Below are 18343 nucleotides of genomic sequence, written 5' to 3'. Positions count from 1 at the left end.
GAAAGGGTATTCTGAAAAGTAAAACATTCATCATAAGGAAGGATTCTTACGGTTGCGTGTAGAATTAGTAATTAAGGCTTGATATAAATAAGTAAATATATGGCTATAGAATTCGAAAAGAATATTTTTCATATACAAAGAAAATGTCGAACTATGAAGGTTTTTCTTTAACACATCTCGAATAATATTATAGTATGGTGGTTTATATGGCTAATCAAGTATCTGATGAAGTAATTGAAACCATTCGAAAAGCCAATGACATTGTTGATGTTATAGGTCAATATGTACAATTGAAGAAACAAGGTAGAAATTATTTTGGGTTATGTCCTTTTCATGGCGAAAAAACCCCATCTTTTTCAGTCACGCAGGAAAAACAAATTTTTCATTGCTTTGGTTGTAAAAAAGGTGGAAATGTAATGACTTTTTTAATGGAAATGGAGAATTATTCTTTTTATGAAACATTAGAATTCCTTTCAGATAGAAGTGGTGTTGAACTTCCAGAAACTGGAATCAAGAAAGAAACATCATTGTCTAAGGAAAATCAAAGTATTTTGTCTGCCTATGAATGGCTCACGAAACTCTATCACCATTTACTAAGATATACAAAAGATGGTAGAGAAGGTTATAACTATTTTAAAAACAGGGGTCTTGATGATGAAACGATCGAAGTGTTTCAATTAGGGTTTGCACCAAATGCGAAAGATTTCACTAGAGATTTCCTTGATAAAAAAGGTTTCCATCAACAGTTGCTAGTTAAAGCAGGTTTACTTTCTCAACAAGATGATAATAGTGTAACGGATCGATTTAAAGGTAGAGTAATCTTTCCAATCCGCAATCACTTAGGGAAAACAATAGGTTTTGGTGGTCGTGCTATCATAGATCAGGATCCTAAGTATCTAAACAGTTCTGAGAGTGAATTGTTTCAAAAAGGAAAAATTCTATACAACTTTGATTTGGCAAAAAAGCATATTCGCAAAAAAAGTGAAGTAATCTTATTTGAAGGGTATATGGATGTTATTGCTGCATACCAGGCTGATGTGAAGAATGTTATAGCGACACTCGGCACTTCTCTAACAGAGAATCAAGCGAAACTTTTAAAGCGATATGTTGATACAGTGGTTCTGTGTTATGACGCCGATAATGCTGGCGTTGAGGCAACATACAAAGCTTCCATGATATTGCGTAAAGTTGGATGCCATGTTAAAGTTGCAAATTTGAGAGACGACATGGATCCCGATACATTCATTAAAGAACATGGTGCTGAAGCTTTTAACAATGAAGTAATAAAAGCAAGCAATACTTTTATGAGTTTTTATATGCGTTATTTGAAAAAAGATTATAATTTAAGTCTTGAAGGAGATCGAATAAATTATATCGAAAATATTCTCAAACAACTTGCGATGATTGAAAGTCCAATCGAACGGGAATATTACTTAAAAGAATTGAGTAATGAATATGATATATCATTAGAAACATTAACGGATGAAATCAGTACCCATCGTGAAAAAATGGGCATTCGGAAGGATAAGAGAGAAAAGAACCGATATACTAATAAGACAGCGAACAATTATACTGAAAAAAAATTACTTCCAGCATTTCACAATGCTGAAAGACAACTTATTTCATATATGCTACAAGATGCTCATATTGCTGATACAGTACAACGGGAATTAGGAGTCGCTTTTAATATAGATGAACATAAAATTATCGCCACTCATTTATATGCTTTTTATGAAGAGGGGCGCCAAGCTGATGTTAGTGTATTTATTGATAAATTAACAGACGAAAACGTAAAGCAATTAGCTATAAAAATAGCTATGACACCTGTGCTCGAAGATATCAGCGATAAAGAAATTAATGATTATATAAAATTCATACGTGCTGAAGCGAATGGTGTAGGTAACATTAAATCGTTGAAAGAAAGTCAAAAATTAGCTGAGCAGCAAAATGATCCACTAAGAGCTGCAGAAATTGCAATGCAAATAATTGACATACAGAAGCAGCTGAAGAATACAAATTGAATGATAATGTATAGTCTGGAAGGAGGGGGACTCATATGGCCGAAAATAAGCCTTCACAAACAAAGCAAAATGAAACCGAGCTAACCCTGGAACAAGCAAAGGAACAATTAGTAGAAATGGGTAAAAAGCGTGGTGTTTTAGCTTATGAAGAAGTGGCAGATCGCTTATCTAATTTTGCTATTGAATCAGATCAAATGGACGAGTTTTATGAGCACCTAGGAGAGCAGGGTGTAGAAGTAATAGGAGAATCTGAAGATGACCCTAATATGCAGCAGATTGCAAAAGAAGAAGAGTTTAATTTAAATGACTTAAGTGTTCCGCTGGGCATTAAAATCAATGATCCAGTCCGGATGTATTTAAAAGAAATAGGGCGAGTTGATTTATTATCAGCTGCTGAGGAAATTGAACTTGCTACACGAATTGAAAAAGGCGATGAAGAAGCCAAACGCCGCCTTTCAGAAGCAAACTTACGCCTAGTTGTCAGTATTGCTAAACGCTATGTCGGTCGTGGAATGTTATTTCTTGATCTTATTCAGGAAGGTAACATGGGCTTAATTAAAGCCGTGGAAAAGTTTGATTATCGAAAAGGGTTTAAATTCAGTACGTACGCAACATGGTGGATTCGCCAAGCAATAACACGTGCTATTGCCGATCAGGCAAGGACAATCAGGATCCCGGTTCATATGGTCGAAACAATTAACAAACTTATTCGGGTACAACGCCAATTATTGCAAGATATTGGACGGGAACCAACACCGGAAGAAATTGGCGAAGAAATGGAATTATCTCCAGATAAGGTTCGGGATATTCTAAAAATCGCTCAAGAGCCTGTGTCACTCGAAACGCCAATAGGTGAGGAAGATGACTCACACCTAGGTGATTTTATTGAAGATCAGGAAGCTGTTTCACCATCAGATCATGCTGCATATGAACTTTTAAAAGAACAACTAGAAGATGTATTGGATACACTTACAGATCGCGAAGAAAATGTTTTGCGATTACGTTTTGGTCTGGATGATGGTCGAACTAGGACATTAGAAGAAGTTGGAAAGGTATTCGGCGTCACGAGAGAAAGAATACGTCAAATAGAGGCAAAAGCACTGCGTAAACTTAGGCATCCAAGCCGTAGCAAACGACTTAAAGACTTTTTAGATTAAATATGATTAGGTCATTGTGCACTTTTCGTGAACAGTGACTTTTCCTATTATGTAATTTTTCATAGTATCAAATACTTAAAACGATGCGCTAGCATTCGTGCTTAAACCAAAACAATTTAAAAGGCAGAAGAAAGGATTATTAATACGAGTATCCTTTCTATTTCTTTTGTGATCGTTTTCATTTCTTGTAATTATAGTACGTCATTTTAAATTATTTTGCAAATTTATCGCAGTGTCGACTAAATACCAAACGTCGTGGGACTGCGATAAATTTTCGTTGATTAAGTTTTTTATAAGTTTTATATCATATTGCTTTAAACAAAAGTAAATTTGGAGTAAAATAAATATAGTCTTTTTCAATAAGGGATTATACATAAGGAGGAATATGCAATGAGAGGAAATCCAGTCATCCCATATGCTATAATTGCTGTTTTAGGGATACTTACTGTTTTGGTGGTTTCTATTATTGGTGTAGGTCAGCGAGAAGATATTGCTGAAGATGGTAATGGAGAAGAACAGGAAGAGGCACAAGAAGAAACAGGAGATGAGGCCGAAGAGGGTGCAACGGAAGAGGATCCGTCAGAAGTTTACACAAATAATTGTATGAATTGTCATGGGGAGGACTTATCTGGTGGGTCTGGCCCTGAGTTAGCTGAAGTAGGTGACAGATTATCAGAAGACGAGATTGAAGAGATCATTATTGAAGGTACAGACGCTGGTATGCCAGGTGGTCTAGTGGATGATGAGCAAGCGGCTGCTATTGCAACATGGTTAGCAGAACAGTAATTATTATTAATGAATGATATAAATGAGGAGCTTTCTGCTATGTACAGAAAGCTCTTCTTATTCTTATTAGCAGATAAGACAGTTTACGTTTTTTCCTATCTGCCCGAAAAACAAAGGATTTCTTAAGAATCCCTTTAACGAACGTGGAGTTTTCTATTACATTTAAAAGAATATGAAAGTGGAGATTTCAATGATAGAGACAGTTAAGTTATCAAAGCGGTTAAAAAAAGTAGCAACTTATGTGCCTGAGGGTGCTTTGTTTGCTGATATAGGTACGGATCATGCTTATTTACCTTGTTACATTTGCTTGCATGATGAAAAAGCAAGGGCGATTGCAGGTGAAGTAAATGAAGGCCCGTTTAATAGTGCTGTAGAAACAGTTCATTTATACGGGTTGTCTGATTCAATTGAAGTACGTTTGGGTAATGGGTTAGAGGTAGTAGAAAATGAAGAGGTTAATCAGCTTGTAATTGCTGGTATGGGTGGTGCATTGATTAGATCCATTCTCGAAGATGGCATTTCTAAATTAAATGCGGTCAATCGTATCGTAGTTCAGCCTAATATTGATGCAAGAACTATTCGCAAATGGTTTTTAATACATGGTTTTACAGTTACAAATGAAGCAATACTAGAGGAAAACGGCCATATTTATGAAATTATTGTAGCTGACAGAGGAGAAAATAGAAGTCCATATGATGCGAGTTTAGTGGATCAGCAATTATTGTTTGGCCCTCTATTAATGAAAAATAGAACAGCTACATTCTATCAAAAATGGAAACATGAACATGAAAAATTACAAACAGTGATAAATCAAATGGATAAAGCTAAAGTAAAAGATATACAAAAGATAAATCAGTTTGAAAAGGAATTAAAATGGATGAAGGAGGTTTTATCTGATGACTAAAACAAACTTAGACATCTTTCGTTTGATGGAAGAATGGGCACCGCTTAATCTAGCATATGAATGGGATAACGTTGGTTTACAAATTGGATCCTATACGAATTCAGTAAAAAAAATAATGGTTACATTAGATGTATTAGAATCTGTGGTAGATGAAGCAATTGATAATGATATTGACCTTATTATTGCGCACCATCCACTGTTATTTAAGCCGATAAAAGAAGTAAATATCGATACTCCTCACGGTCGTATTATCCACAAGTTAATTCAACATAATATCTCTGTATATGCATCACACACTAATCTAGATATTGCAAATGGTGGAGTAAACGATATGTTAGCTGATTTGTTAAATCTTCAATCTCAGGATGTTCTCGTGGAAACCAAGACAGAAAAACTGTTTAAAATTTCTGTTTCCGTTCCGAAGTCACATAAAAATGATGTTCTTGAGGCTTTTAACAACAGTGGGGCTGGCCATATTGGTGATTATAGTAATTGTACCTTTCAAATAGAAGGGCAAGGAACATTTAAACCACTTGAAGGGACAGCCCCCCATATTGGAACGCAGAATGAATTGGAAATCGTTGATGAAATTAAAGTTGAAACCATCGTACAAGAAGGAATTCTTGCAAACGTTGTTCATGCCATGATTGAGGCACATCCGTATGAAGAGGCCGCCTATGATATTTTCCCCTTGCATAATCAAGGAGAAGTCCTTGGACTTGGAAGAATGGGAACATTGGATAAACAAACTGATCTCGAAACGTTTTGTAAACAAGTTAAGTATGCTTTTGATATTTCACATATGCGCATAACAGGAGATTTAACAAAAAAAATAAACAAGGTTGCTATTTTAGGTGGAAGTGGTGAAAAATATATAAATGCAGCGAAGCAAAAGGGGGCTGATGTTTATATAACTGGTGATATGACTTTTCATACTGCGCAAACTGCGTGGCAAATGGGATTATCGTTAATTGATCCAGGGCACTATATAGAGAAAGTAATGAAAAAAGCAACGAAGCAATATTTGGATGACAGACTTCAAAGTAATACGGTAGAAGTAATGATATCTGAGTCAAATACAGAGCCATTTCAATTTATTTAAAGGATGATAGGTAAACTATCATTAGAAGGAGCACTATATATGGAGAAAAATAATTTTAATACGTTTTCTTTTCAGCCAGTAATGGAAGGTGTTGTAGATCGACTGGGTTTTCGTGAACCTACTGATATACAGCAACAAGTTATTCCATCTGTTTTAAAGGGGACCAGTGTAATTGGACAATCTCGTACTGGTTCAGGAAAAACACATGCTTACCTGCTGCCGTTATTTAACGAAATTGATGTAAGCAAACGACAGGTGCAATTTGTTATAACTGCACCAACGAGAGAGTTAGCAACGCAAATCCACGATGAAGTCAAAAAAATTATTCATTATGCTGATAAAGACCAACAATGGATCTCGAAGCTTCTAGTAGGCGGGACAGATAAACAAAAGATGGTGGAAAAGCTGAAAGAGCCTCCACACATTATTGTTGGAACTCCTGGAAGGATCTTGGACTTAGTTAAAGAAGAAGCTATTTCTATTTATTCCGCTAGCTCTTTTGTTATAGATGAAGCTGATTTAATGCTGGATTTAGGCTTTATTAACGAAGTGGATCAATTATTGGTCCGTTCTAGAAAGGATATACAGTTAATGGTCTTTTCAGCTACAATACCACAACGCTTACAACATTTTTTTGACAAATATTTAGAAAATCCATTACATGTAAAAGTGGATGATCATTTTTCACCAGAAACAATGGAGCACCACTTAATCGAACGAAAGCATCGGGATGAAGCTGACATAATTATGGAGGTTTCCAAGACAATTCAGCCCTACTTAGCGATTATCTTTACAAATGGTAAAACAATCGCAGATAAATTGGCTGCTTCCCTACAGGAAAAAGGACTGGAAGTTGGTATTATTCATGGTGGACTGGCTCCGCGTGAACGAAAAAGGGTTTTAAAGGAAATTCAGAATCTACGTTATCAATATGTTGTTGCGACTGATTTGGCTTCAAGAGGTATCGATATAAAGGGTGTCAGTCATATAATCAACGCACAGCTTCCGAAAGAGGAAGATTTTTATATTCATCGTGTGGGAAGAACAGCAAGAGCTGGATTGGAAGGAACAGCCATCAGTATTTATCATGAAAATGATATTAGATTAATTGAGCAACTAGAACAGAAAGGATTAACGTTTAATTATGCGGATGTAAAAAACGGCGAATGGCAAGAATCAAAGTCTTGGAATGAACGTAATTTAAGAAATAAACCGACCACAAATCTAGATAAAGAGGCGTGGAAGCATGTACAAAAAACCAAAAAAGTTAAACCAGGTTATAAGAAAAAGATGAAAAAACAACAGGAATCTATAAAAAGGTCTATGTCAAAAAAAGAAAAATATAGAAAATAAATAATTATGCAGGGGGAATAAACTTGTTAAAAATAGGATCACATGTATCAATGAATGGAAAGAAAATGCTTCTTGGATCTAGTGAGCAAGCAGCTTCTTATGGAGCGAATACGTTTATGATTTATACTGGTGCTCCACAAAATACAAGAAGAAAGCCGATTGAAGAATTAAATATTACTGCTGGGAAGGAACACATGGATGAGCACAAGATCTCTGACATCGTAGTACATGCTCCTTATATTATTAATATCGGTAATAGCGTTAAACCAGAAACATTTAATTTGGGTGTTAATTTCCTACGTAGTGAAATTGACCGAACTGCAGCTATTGGTGCAAAACAAATTGTGCTTCATCCTGGGGCACATGTTGGCGAAGGTGTAGACGCTGGTATAAACAAAATCATCGAGGGTTTAAATGAAGTTCTGGAAAAAGACAAGGATGTTCAAATAGCACTTGAAACAATGGCTGGTAAAGGATCAGAGATAGGTAGGACATTTGATGAACTGGCAAGAATTATTGATGGAGTAACGCAAAACGATAAATTATCCATCTGTTTGGATACGTGCCACATACACGATGCCGGCTATGATATCGTCCAAGATTTTGATGGAGTATTAAATCAATTTGATAAAATTATTGGTATGGACAGGTTGAAAGTAATTCATGTGAATGATAGCAAAAATGAACGAGGGGCTCATAAAGACCGGCATGAAAACATTGGTTTTGGTCATATAGGGTTTAATGCATTGCATGATGTCGTTCATCATCCTCAATTACAGCATTTACCTAAAATTTTGGAAACGCCATTTGTTGGGGAAGATAAAAAGAATAAAAAAGCACCATATTATTTAGAAATAGATATGATTAAGGAAGGAACTTTTGATAAGGACCTGAAAGAAAAAATCGCTAATTCATAATAGGAAGGAATAACGCTGTTCTGGTATGGTGTTATTCCTTTTTAGCTGGTTACTGAATAAGTGCGGGCTTTGGCAATTTACGTTAAAGGCTTGATGAATGGTTTCTAGCCCCTATTCATGAAATAAATGGCCTAATCCATAGGACTGTATTAAGTCATTAAATAATTTCTGTGCTTTATTAGCCGTTTCTCTATTCGTTATTTGAGTAAGTTCTTCAAACATTTTTTTGTGATCATGTAGATTGAATGGATCAATTGAATTTGTTCTTAAATAGTTGATTATGCTGTTGGCTTCAGCACGGTTTAATGAAAATCCATGTTGCTTTGCATAATTAAGTAATTCTTCAGGGGACAGTTGCTTTAACTTTTTGCTTACTAATTCTTTAATGAAATTGGACATATTATACACTCCTTAACAGATCTGATTTACTATATGCACAATCTTAAAAAAGTTGAACATCCAAAATATAAGACGCTCTTCCAAAATGTAACACCACTATAATGATGAAAAGTCCATAAACTATAGATGCACCTCAATCAGAAGCAAAGGAGGTCTATAAAATGGATGAATTTAATAACCGAAGAAACCATCAGGAACCACCAAACCATGGTGAAATGAAGAATGAAAACTTTGAGGGAATAAATCTAGATCGTTCCAGGGATGAGGAATTTATTGGAATGGAATCGGACATTTCCAGAGACGAAGAATATGCTGCTGAAATGACAGCAGATGATCGCCATGAAATGGAGAGAAAGAATGAAAGAAGTGATGACGTGAATAGCGTCTATGGGTGGATAGGAGCGGCTTTATCCATCATATCTTTTTTTATGATGCCAATTATCTTAGGTGGATCAGGCATCATTCTAGGATTTATTTCCAGAGCTCGTGGAGCTGATACTTTAGGAAATATTGCAATTGTTGCAGGGGCAATTTCAATCTTAGTTACACTTTTTGTTATTCCATTTTTTTAAAGAAAGAAGGGCTGAGACACATATCTCAGTCCTTCTTTATCCATTTGTATATAAAGGAAAATAATAATAATGGTTAGGTCTAAGATTATGCGGATCTATAGATGGATTTATTAGTTTAAAATCTGTTATAATTTGTTTGGGAGCCATTTTTTTAATATTATTATTGTTTATTCCTTCTACGATTGTTAAAACAGTTTCACCTGGATCCGCCTTCACATATTGCGCATCAAACTTTATGTTATGATCCGATTGAATAGGATTTGAGTTAATTTCTGGCGTCGTTGGAGTTCCCAATGTAAGATCATGGAGTATACTAATACATAATAATATAATGAAGGCATATAAAAAAAATCTTTTGAAGAATTCCATATTCATTCCCCTTTTTTTGCAGATAGGAAATCACTCGTCCCACTGAAAACATTGTAACAACGTTCGCTCGTGCGTTGTAAACGTGGGTTGCATTAAAGTTTGGTGATTAGCCAAGTTTAAAGTGAAACATTTTATAATGGTAATACGTACAACAAGTAAGGAAGGAGGAGACATGTTGGATATATTTTCTTTAACTTGGATTGGATTTGTTATTACAGGATTAGGTACATTATTCTTGATTGGTGAAGTTTTAGTTAATGCGCGCGGATTATTTGCATTATTGGGAATTGGTTTTATTACTGTATACTTTGGAGCATACGTAGAAACAGGCTCCTTTATCATCATGCTTATTATTTACTTTGTAGGAATATTACTTATTATTATTGATGGAAAATTGCTGAATGATGGAACATTAGCTACGCTTGGCTTGGCAGCAATGGTTTCTGCAGTAGCCTTAGCTGCACCGGATTTAACGTCAGGGTTGTATGCTGTGATAGGTGTTATTCTAGGCGGAGGTGCCTCTTTCTTTTTCATGAAAGTCTTCAAGCGAAGAGAAATGTGGACAAAGCTAACCTTAAAAGATCAGCTAACAAAAGAAGCTGGCTATAATTCAATGAATAGTAGTTATGAAGAGATGGTTAATGAAGAGGCTATTACCATGAATGATCTAAGACCAATTGGAACGATTAAAGTTGAGAATGAATATTATAGTGCTATTTCGAATGGGCAATGGATTCCCAAGGATAGTCACGTTCGGATTGTCCAAGTAGATGGAACAAAGATACTTGTTGAAAAGTTAAAAAACGAATAATTTAGAAGAAGACTTCCATGGGCTTATATAGCTTATGGAGTTTTTTTGATTTTTTAATTATAATGAGAATGGGTAGATATATATTAGGGAAGTTAATAAGAAGGAAGATATACTCCTTGTTGAAATGCACTTATATAACTTAATGTTAATTTAATGTTAATTTAATGTTAATTTAATGTTAATTATTCGGAAATAGACTTTACAAAAGAGTCATCTTCATTTAATAATGGTATAGGAATGCGACAATTTTCAACATGAATGAAGGGCGGTACAGAATTAATGGAGATCGATATTCAAACACTGATATTTCAATTTATTGGCGGATTAGGTGTTTTTCTTTTAGGTATTAAATATATGGGGGACGGCCTACAGAAAATAGCTGGAGATAGCCTTAGAGACATTCTAGACAAGTTTACACGAAATCCTTTTATGGGTGTTTTAGCTGGTATTGTTGTTACCATACTTTTGCAAACGAGTACTGGAACAACAGTGTTAACAATTGGTTTAGTTAACGCAGGATTTATGAAATTTAGACAAGCCATTGGCGTCATAATGGGGGCTAATGTAGGTACCACTGTTACAGCATTTATTATTGGTATAGATATAAGTGCCTATTCCCTTCCTATTATTGCTGTTGGTTGTTTTATGTTGTATTTCTTTAAAAATATAAAAGTCAATAATATTGGACAAACTGTGTTTGGATTTGGTGCAATATTCTTTGGAATGGATTTGATGAGTAGTGGGATGTCACCATTGCGCAGCCTAGAAGCATTTCAAGAGTTAACGGTAAGCATGAGTCAATCACCAATTTTAGGTGTGGTGATCGGGACGGTATTTACAATGATTGTACAAAGTTCAACTGCAACGATAGGGGTACTTCAAGGACTGTACGGACAAGGGGCTATGGGCCTAGATGCTGCACTTCCTGTATTGTTTGGTGATAATATTGGGACAACAATTACTGCTGTAATAGCGTCTTTAGGAGCATCTGTAGCAGCTAAAAGAGCAGCATATACACATGTTATTTTTAATTTGGTAGGAGCTTTAGTCGGACTTATATTATTAGGAATATTCACACAGTATGTGGCCTATTTACAGGGTCAATTCAATTTAAATCCTGAAATGACGATAGCATTTTCTCATGGCAGTTTTAATATAGCCAATGCTATAATACAATTTCCATTTATTGGGGCATTAGCGTGGATTGTAACAAAAATGGTTCCTGGTGAAGATGCAATTGTAGAATATAAACCAAAGCATTTAGACCCTATTTTCATACAGCAGTCTTCCACACTGGCACTCGATCAGGCTAAATCAGAAGTAATACGAATGGGCGAGTATGCGTATAAAGGGCTGGAAGAAACAAACCTTTACTTAACAACACAACAGCAAAAGCATTCTGAAACAGCAACCCAAATCGAAGGGGCTCTAAACAATTTGGATCGCAAAATAACCGAGTATCTAATTGCTATTTCTGCAGAATCGCTGTCAGAATTGGATAGTTCCAACCATACAGCACTAATGGATATGGTCCGGGATTTTGAGCGTATTGGAGATCATTTTGAAAACATTCTTGAGTTAATTGATTATAAGATAACAAATAAAGTATATTTAACCGAACAAGCACAAGAAGACCTTAATAATATGTTTGATTTAACCATTTTGACTGTAAAACAAGCAGTGGAAACACTTAATAGTTCGGATAGAGAGGATGCACTTGCAGTTATACAGAAGGAAGATCAAATAGATAAGATGGAACGAAATTACCGTAAGAAACACATCATACGTATGAATGAGGGACTGTGCAGTGGATCAGCAGGTATTGTATTCGTTGATATTATAAGTAATTTAGAGCGTATTGGTGATCACGCTGTAAATATTGCTGAAGAAGTATTGGAAGAATAGTTCAGTAAGGAGTAGGGGCTTCGCTCTTACTCCCTACTACAATTTTACATTTTTAAACAATTAATTTTAATTAGTGTTGAAATCCATAAATGAAAATGCTATAGTATATAATGTCGTTTCAAACGTGATGAACGAAATATTAACGAAATGTTAATTTAAAAGTTTTAAAAAAGATATTGACAGATCTTGTCATACATGATAAATTATATTTCGTCGCTGTTAATTTAAATGTTTCGTTATTATACAGTAATTTGAAGGATATTCGATGAATTATTAAGATAAGTTCTGCAAATTTTTTTGATTATTCCACAGTAGCTCAGTGGTAGAGCTATCGGCTGTTAACCGATCGGTCGTAGGTTCGAATCCTACCTGTGGAGCCAGAATGGCGGTGTAGCTCAGCTGGCGAGAGCGTACGGTTCATACCCGTAAGGTCGGGGGTTCGATCCCCTCCGCCGCTACCATTTTAAAATTACATGGCGATCGTGGCGAAGCGGTTAACGCACCGGATTGTGGCTCCGGCATTCGTGGGTTCGATCCCCATCGGTCGCCCCATATAAATTAAGTAATAAATGAATTGTTCTTTTGCCGGACCCTTAGCTCAGTTGGTCAGAGCTATCGGCTCATAACCGATCGGTCGCAGGTTCGAATCCTGCAGGGTCCACCATATAATAATACTAGGAGGAATACCCAAGTCTGGCTGAAGGGATCGGTCTTGAAAACCGACAGGGGTGTCAAAGCCCGCGGGGGTTCGAATCCCTCTTCCTCCTCCATACATAATCTAAGTAAGTTAATAAGCTTATTTATAATTATTTATACAAACGCTTAAAGTTAAAAATTTCCAAAAAATAACTGAACAATAAAATCTACACATGGCTCGGTAGCTCAGTCGGTAGAGCAACGGACTGAAAATCCGTGTGTCGGCGGTTCGATTCCGTCCCGAGCCATCACTTATTAACAAGCTGCTAATTTGCTTGTTTTTTTATTGTTCTAATTATAATTACTATGTTTTGTCGAATGGTAAAAAGGATATAGTTAATATATAGAAGGTTAATCATTAGAAATTATGCATAAAATTTGCATCTAAAATAAAGCTCTGATAACCTTTACTTTAAAGGGTGAATTTTCAATCCTTTAGAAAAACAGTACTTATTAGAGGAGGAATTTGGAATGGCAAAATTTGAATTACCAGAACTACCTTACGCATATGATGCGTTAGAACCAACAATTGACAAAGAAACGATGAACATTCACCATACGAAGCACCATAATACGTATGTTACGAAGCTGAATGGTGCTCTTGAAGGGCATTCAGACATCCAAGAAAAATCACTTGAGGATCTCTTGAGTAATTTGGATGCTGTACCAGAAAGTGCTCGTACGGCAGTTAGAAACAATGGTGGTGGACATGCTAATCATAGTTTATTCTGGAAAATTCTTTCCCCTAATGGTGGCGGAGAACCATCTGGAGAATTAGCAGACAAAATTAATGCAAAATTTGGCAGCTTTGATAAATTTAAAGAAGAATTTGGAAATGCTGCAACTGGTCGATTTGGTTCAGGCTGGGCATGGCTTGTTGTTAACAATGGAGAGCTAGAAGTTACAAGCACACCTAATCAAGATACACCAGTGATGGAAGGTAAAACGCCAGTGCTAGGCTTAGATGTTTGGGAGCATGCATATTACCTTAAGTATCAAAACAAACGCCCTGATTATATTGCTGCATTCTGGAATGTAGTGAATTGGGATGAAGTAACAAAAAATTATAATGAAGCAAAATAAATATAAATAAAAAACACGAGATATAGTTCTCGTGTTTTTTATTGCATAGGAAACTATAGAATTTAAAAGCTGTGGATAACTTATACACTGGAATAGCCACGTCCAGCTCCAGCGCCCAGCAACTATCAAACTTCACACTCCTCCACTACGATAAAGAAGACTTGCCGATTGGCTCCGCCAGAGGCTTAGTCGCACTTATGCCCTGTGGGTGAAAAGAAGACTTACTGATTGCCAAGCCGGCAGGCGCAGGCAGAAGTAAAGTCGCACTTATACCCTTGTGGTGAAAGTCAACATCTACTCACTTCGTTCGTCGTGTTTCCTTTATCTCATTGCGGAGTGGAAGTTCAACTAAAACCGCCACTTTGCGTGGCAACGTTGAACCACCCGCGATGCGCGGGCGCAGTTTGTACGTTGCTAAACGGGCGCTTGCGCTTTTGTTCTTTTGGTTGATTTAGTTGTTTATTTTTGGATTATGGACTTTTGCATATCTAATATTCATTTGCTCACACTATTACTAATTAAAAAAGGAGTATTGAGGTATGCGAAAAGGTCTGCAGCTATTTCAAAATAAAATAGATATAAATCGTGATTTATTACTCTTGTTATCCGTTGGAGGTCTCTATTTTTTAGGGATATTCCTGTCTAATACCTTTGTAAATATATACTTATGGAAACAATCAGGTGATTACATTACCATTGCTGTATATAATTTAGGCATATATTTATTTCAACCAGTTACATTTGTGTTAGCGGGGAAACTTGCCAAAAAGGTTGATCGTGTTATTGTCTTAAGATTAGGTGTAATATTTTTATCTATATTTTTCTTGAGTGTATTAATTATTGGAGAAAACGCATCAACCTATAATTTTTTATTAGGGAGTCTGTTGGGAATAGGATATGGCTTTTACTGGTTGGCATTTAATGTATTAACCTTTGAAATCACAGAGCCTGATACAAGGGATTTTTTTAATGGGATTTTAGGGGTTTTGCAATCGTTTGGTGGAATGATTGGACCGTTGTTAGCAGGTACAATTATCGCAAAAATGACCGAAAATGCTGGTTATACCACAATTTTTACGCTTTCGTTCATCTTGTTTATTTGTGCTGTGGTATGCAGCTTCTTTTTGAATCGTCGTCAGGCGGAGGGAAGCTTTCACTTTAGGCGAATATTGGAAGAGAGACATCATAATAAAAATTGGAATCGAGTTTTAAATGCTCACTTTGCACAAGGTTTAAGGGAAGGTATATTTGTATTTGTTATTACGATTTGGGTTTATTTAGTAACAAATAGTGAGTTCGCTTTAGGTATGTTTAATTTGTTCTTATCTGGACTTTCGTTAGTGTTTTATTTTGTGGCTACAAAATTTATAAAACCCTCAAGGAGAAAAAAGGCTATTTTGATTGGATCTTTCATTCTTTATTTTTCCATTTTTATAATCCTATTCGAAATTAGTTTTATGCATTTAATCATTTATGCAATAAGTATAGGTATTGCATATCCAATTATCAACGTGCCATATGTATCAATGACTTATGATGTAATAGGCAAAGCCTGGAAAGCTAAAGACCTACGAGTAGAGTATATAGTGGTTCGTGAATTATTCGTTAACGTAGGCAGAGTAGTTACCCTTGTTATTTTTCTTATAGCAGTTTCTATTTTCTCTGCTGAACGGGTTATTCCGTTATTATTGGTTATTTTCGGTGCTGGGCCTTTGATCATATATTTCTTTATGAAGGATATATACCTGACAGGTACTAATAAAAAAGAAGTACTGATAAAAGATCAGATTACAGACGAAGAAAATCGTTAATTTTGTTCGTTTTTAATGAAATAAATGATATAATGGGTATGAAGTAACTTGTATGGGGGAGAAAATATTGGAAAGAAAGAAAAAGAAAAAAGCACAGCTTCCCTTCCGGTTAAATATACTATTCTTTGTTGTGTTTTTAGCTTTTTCTGTACTAATTCTTCAGTTGGGGATTGTGCAGATTTTAAATGGGGAAGCTTTTCAGAATGAAATAGATCGAACCACCGAAGATACGACGAAAATTCCAGTTCCACGGGGAAAGATATATGATAATAACCACAATGTTGTCGTGGACAATAAACCGTTATATTCGATAACATATACACCAGCTAAAGACGTACAACCAGATGATCGAATGGATGTAGCCGAAGACTTAGCTGAATTGATATCCATGGATGAGGAATCTATCGATAGTATTACAATAAGAAATAAACAGGAATACTGGTATCTGAAAAATACAGAAATTGCAGAAGGCCGTGTGTCCACTGAAGAGGCAGAGGAAATGGATAATGCTGAATATTATGATACAGTACTAAAACGAATTACGGACGATGAACTCGATGGCTTTTCACGAGAAGAAGAAGAAGTAATAGCGATTAAGAGTGAACTTGACAAAGCCTATTCCTTAACACCTCAAATTGTGAAAAATGAAGATGTAACACCAGAAGAGTACGCACGTGTAGCTGAAAACCTTGACGATCTACCGGGAATTAATGCTACAACTGACTGGGATCGTGAATATCCATATGACGATACGTTTAACAGTCTTCTTGGCTCCATTACCTCACAAGAACAAGGGATATTAGCTGACGAAGAAGATTATTATTTAACAAGAGGTTACAGCAGAAATGATCGTGTTGGCAGAAGTGGATTAGAAGAACAGTACGAAGAAGAGTTACGAGGCAGAAAGGAACAAATTGAATATTCAACTAATAATAGTGGTGCAGTAGTTGATACCAAAAGAGTTGTTGAAGGTCAACGTGGAAATGACTTGGTTCTAACGATTGATATGGAATTTCAAGAGCGTGTGGATGAAATTGTCCGCGATGAACTAGATAAAGCGATAAGTGAAAACCCATATGAAAATCGTAATTTGGAGGATGCGCTTGCTGTTGTTATGGATCCACAAACCGGTGAATTATTAGCCGTGTCTGGACAAAGTTATGACAGCGAAGACAATGAGTTTAGTAATACTGCATATAAAGCGTTATATGATGCACACATACCAGGCTCTACAGTAAAAGGTGCAACAGTATTAGCCGGATATGAGTCTGAAGTTATTACACCAGGCCAAACGTTTTATGATGAACCTTTAGAAATGCCCACTGGACCATCAAAGGGTTCATGGAGAAATTTAGGCTTAGTAAATGATCTGGACGCCTTACAGCAATCATCTAACGTATACATGTTTTATACTGCGATGCGTATGGGCGGAGAGTATAACTTTAAAAATGATGGTTCAGCAATTCCATTTGATCGAGCTGCTTGGCAAGAGATGCGGAATTATTACCGACAATTCGGGCTTGGCGCTGAAACAGGTGTTGATTATCCATTTGAGTCTACCGGCTATGAAGGGCTGTCCAACAATAATCCAGGTAATTTTATGGATCTTGCCATCGGGCAATATGATACATATACGACCTTGCAGATGGCACAATATGTATCAACGATTGCTAATGATGGGTACCGTGTTCGCCCACATTTCTTGAAAGAAATTCGAAATCCGGTCGCTTCAGATGATAACTTGGGGGCAGTCTACAAACGTCATAACACAGACGTACTTAATCGAATTCAAATGGATCAAAGCCATATAGAGCGCGTCCAGGAAGGATTCCGTCAAGTGTTCCAAACATCCAATGGTACGGGTTACAGCTATTTTGGAGATAAGGATTACAACCCTGCCGGTAAAACAGGAACAGCAGAAAACGAAGCATATGATGATGAGGGAGATTTTGATCAATCTACAGAGAATCTCAGTTTAGTCGGGTACGCACCTTTTGATGAGCCGGAAGTAGCTTTTGCGGTCGTTGTTCCACATACTGGGGAAGCTAGCGGAATCAACCATTATATCGGAGAAGGAATTATGGATGCATATTTTGATCTAAAAGAAGACAGAGATGAAGAGCACGAGGAAAATGAAGAAGATGAAGAATAAATAATTTTAAAAATACGTGAAGCCTAATTAAATGGCTCGCGTATTTTTTTTATCTAAAAAACGGGCTCTTCACCAAAATCTATGGTTGATATAAGTGAATAATTATGGTAATGACACAAGTTAGGAGTCTTGGACAGAAGTCTTATCATCAACGAGAAAACTGAGCTTTATGAGGATGAAAATCCGCTCTGGAAATATACTTCGCTTTCCGTGGGCGGCTGGTGTTTAATGCATAATAAAAGTACAGAGTATTGCAACCAAAATGTTAGAAGGTTGTACAAATAAAAAAGGCTTGCCAGCCCTAA

At 36.1% G+C, this 18343-nt stretch carries 15 protein-coding genes and 6 tRNA genes; 19 read left to right on the top strand and 2 right to left on the bottom strand.

Features of this window, described 5'->3' with window-relative positions:
- The first annotated feature begins 206 nt into the window (after positions 1-206).
- From dnaG to OLD84_RS11005, 7 genes are all read left to right on the top strand, one after another.
- Positions 207-2021, top strand: a complete 1815-nt coding sequence (dnaG, locus tag OLD84_RS11035; RefSeq protein WP_209461917.1) for a DNA primase — start codon at positions 207-209, stop codon at positions 2019-2021.
- Between the two features lie 35 nt (positions 2022-2056).
- Complete coding sequence (rpoD, locus tag OLD84_RS11030; protein WP_209461916.1) at positions 2057-3178, top strand: RNA polymerase sigma factor RpoD; 1122 nt, start codon at positions 2057-2059, stop codon at positions 3176-3178.
- A 390-nt stretch (positions 3179-3568) separates the two neighbouring features.
- Entirely contained in the window at positions 3569-3964 is a 396-nt protein-coding gene (gene cccA, locus OLD84_RS11025; RefSeq protein WP_209461915.1) for a cytochrome c550, read from the top strand.
- Positions 3965-4154: 190 nt separating this feature from the next.
- Positions 4155-4868, top strand: a complete 714-nt coding sequence (locus OLD84_RS11020) for a tRNA (adenine(22)-N(1))-methyltransferase (RefSeq protein WP_209461914.1) — start codon at positions 4155-4157, stop codon at positions 4866-4868.
- Positions 4861-5970 (top strand): Nif3-like dinuclear metal center hexameric protein, encoded by a 1110-nt coding sequence (locus tag OLD84_RS11015; protein ID WP_209461913.1) that lies wholly within the window; start codon positions 4861-4863, stop codon positions 5968-5970. The genes OLD84_RS11020 and OLD84_RS11015 overlap by 8 nt, the downstream gene beginning before the upstream one ends.
- 39 nt (positions 5971-6009) lie before the next feature.
- Positions 6010-7323: a DEAD/DEAH box helicase gene (locus OLD84_RS11010; protein WP_209461912.1), complete on the top strand. Its 1314-nt coding sequence runs from the start codon at positions 6010-6012 to the stop codon at positions 7321-7323.
- A gap of 23 nt (positions 7324-7346) precedes the next feature.
- Positions 7347-8240 (top strand): deoxyribonuclease IV, encoded by an 894-nt coding sequence (locus OLD84_RS11005; protein ID WP_209461911.1) that lies wholly within the window; start codon positions 7347-7349, stop codon positions 8238-8240.
- A 111-nt stretch (positions 8241-8351) separates the two neighbouring features.
- On the opposite strand, the gene OLD84_RS11000 is transcribed toward OLD84_RS11005, so the two are convergent.
- Positions 8352-8639 carry a DUF2624 domain-containing protein gene (locus OLD84_RS11000; protein ID WP_209461910.1) on the bottom strand — a complete coding sequence of 96 codons (288 nt, stop codon included), beginning with the start codon at positions 8637-8639 and terminating at the stop codon, positions 8352-8354.
- 161 nt (positions 8640-8800) lie between these two features.
- Here OLD84_RS11000 and OLD84_RS10995 point away from each other — a divergent pair, with 161 nt between their 5' ends.
- On the top strand, positions 8801-9211 hold the full coding sequence (locus OLD84_RS10995) for an MATE family efflux transporter (protein ID WP_209461909.1): 411 nt from the start codon (positions 8801-8803) through the stop codon (positions 9209-9211).
- Positions 9212-9247: 36 nt separating this feature from the next.
- On the opposite strand, the gene OLD84_RS10990 is transcribed toward OLD84_RS10995, so the two are convergent.
- On the bottom strand, positions 9248-9580 hold the full coding sequence (locus OLD84_RS10990) for a hypothetical protein (protein WP_209461908.1): 333 nt from the start codon (positions 9578-9580) through the stop codon (positions 9248-9250).
- A gap of 175 nt (positions 9581-9755) precedes the next feature.
- On the opposite strand from OLD84_RS10990, the gene OLD84_RS10985 reads away from it, so the two are divergent.
- From OLD84_RS10985 to OLD84_RS10935, 11 genes are all read left to right on the top strand, one after another.
- Entirely contained in the window at positions 9756-10391 is a 636-nt protein-coding gene (locus OLD84_RS10985; protein ID WP_209462155.1) for an NfeD family protein, read from the top strand.
- 279 nt (positions 10392-10670) lie between these two features.
- The gene (locus OLD84_RS10980; protein ID WP_209461907.1) at positions 10671-12296 is read left to right on the top strand and encodes a Na/Pi cotransporter family protein; all 1626 of its coding nucleotides are present in this window, start codon (positions 10671-10673) and stop codon (positions 12294-12296) included.
- A gap of 305 nt (positions 12297-12601) precedes the next feature.
- A tRNA-Asn gene (locus OLD84_RS10975) sits at positions 12602-12676 on the top strand.
- A gap of 4 nt (positions 12677-12680) precedes the next feature.
- Positions 12681-12757, top strand: a tRNA-Met gene (locus OLD84_RS10970).
- Between the two features lie 15 nt (positions 12758-12772).
- A tRNA-His gene (locus OLD84_RS10965) sits at positions 12773-12848 on the top strand.
- A 35-nt stretch (positions 12849-12883) separates the two neighbouring features.
- A tRNA-Ile gene (locus OLD84_RS10960) sits at positions 12884-12960 on the top strand.
- Positions 12961-12973: 13 nt separating this feature from the next.
- Positions 12974-13066: transfer RNA gene (locus OLD84_RS10955), tRNA-Ser, on the top strand.
- A gap of 101 nt (positions 13067-13167) precedes the next feature.
- Positions 13168-13240, top strand: a tRNA-Phe gene (locus OLD84_RS10950).
- A 223-nt stretch (positions 13241-13463) separates the two neighbouring features.
- Positions 13464-14075, top strand: coding sequence for a superoxide dismutase (locus OLD84_RS10945; protein WP_209461906.1), 612 nt, complete (start codon positions 13464-13466; stop codon positions 14073-14075).
- 539 nt (positions 14076-14614) lie between these two features.
- Positions 14615-15886, top strand: a complete 1272-nt coding sequence (locus OLD84_RS10940) for an MFS transporter (RefSeq protein ID WP_209461905.1) — start codon at positions 14615-14617, stop codon at positions 15884-15886.
- Positions 15887-15953: 67 nt separating this feature from the next.
- Positions 15954-18038 carry a peptidoglycan D,D-transpeptidase FtsI family protein gene (locus tag OLD84_RS10935; RefSeq protein WP_319961059.1) on the top strand — a complete coding sequence of 695 codons (2085 nt, stop codon included), beginning with the start codon at positions 15954-15956 and terminating at the stop codon, positions 18036-18038.
- Positions 18039-18343 lie beyond the last annotated feature (305 nt).

Source organism: Virgibacillus natechei (genome assembly GCF_026013645.1).
GTDB classification, from domain to species: Bacteria; Bacillota; Bacilli; order Bacillales; family Amphibacillaceae; genus Virgibacillus_L; species Virgibacillus_L natechei.
The sequence above is the reverse complement of the archived record's forward strand: the minus strand, read 5'-3'. Positions and strand labels throughout refer to the sequence as shown.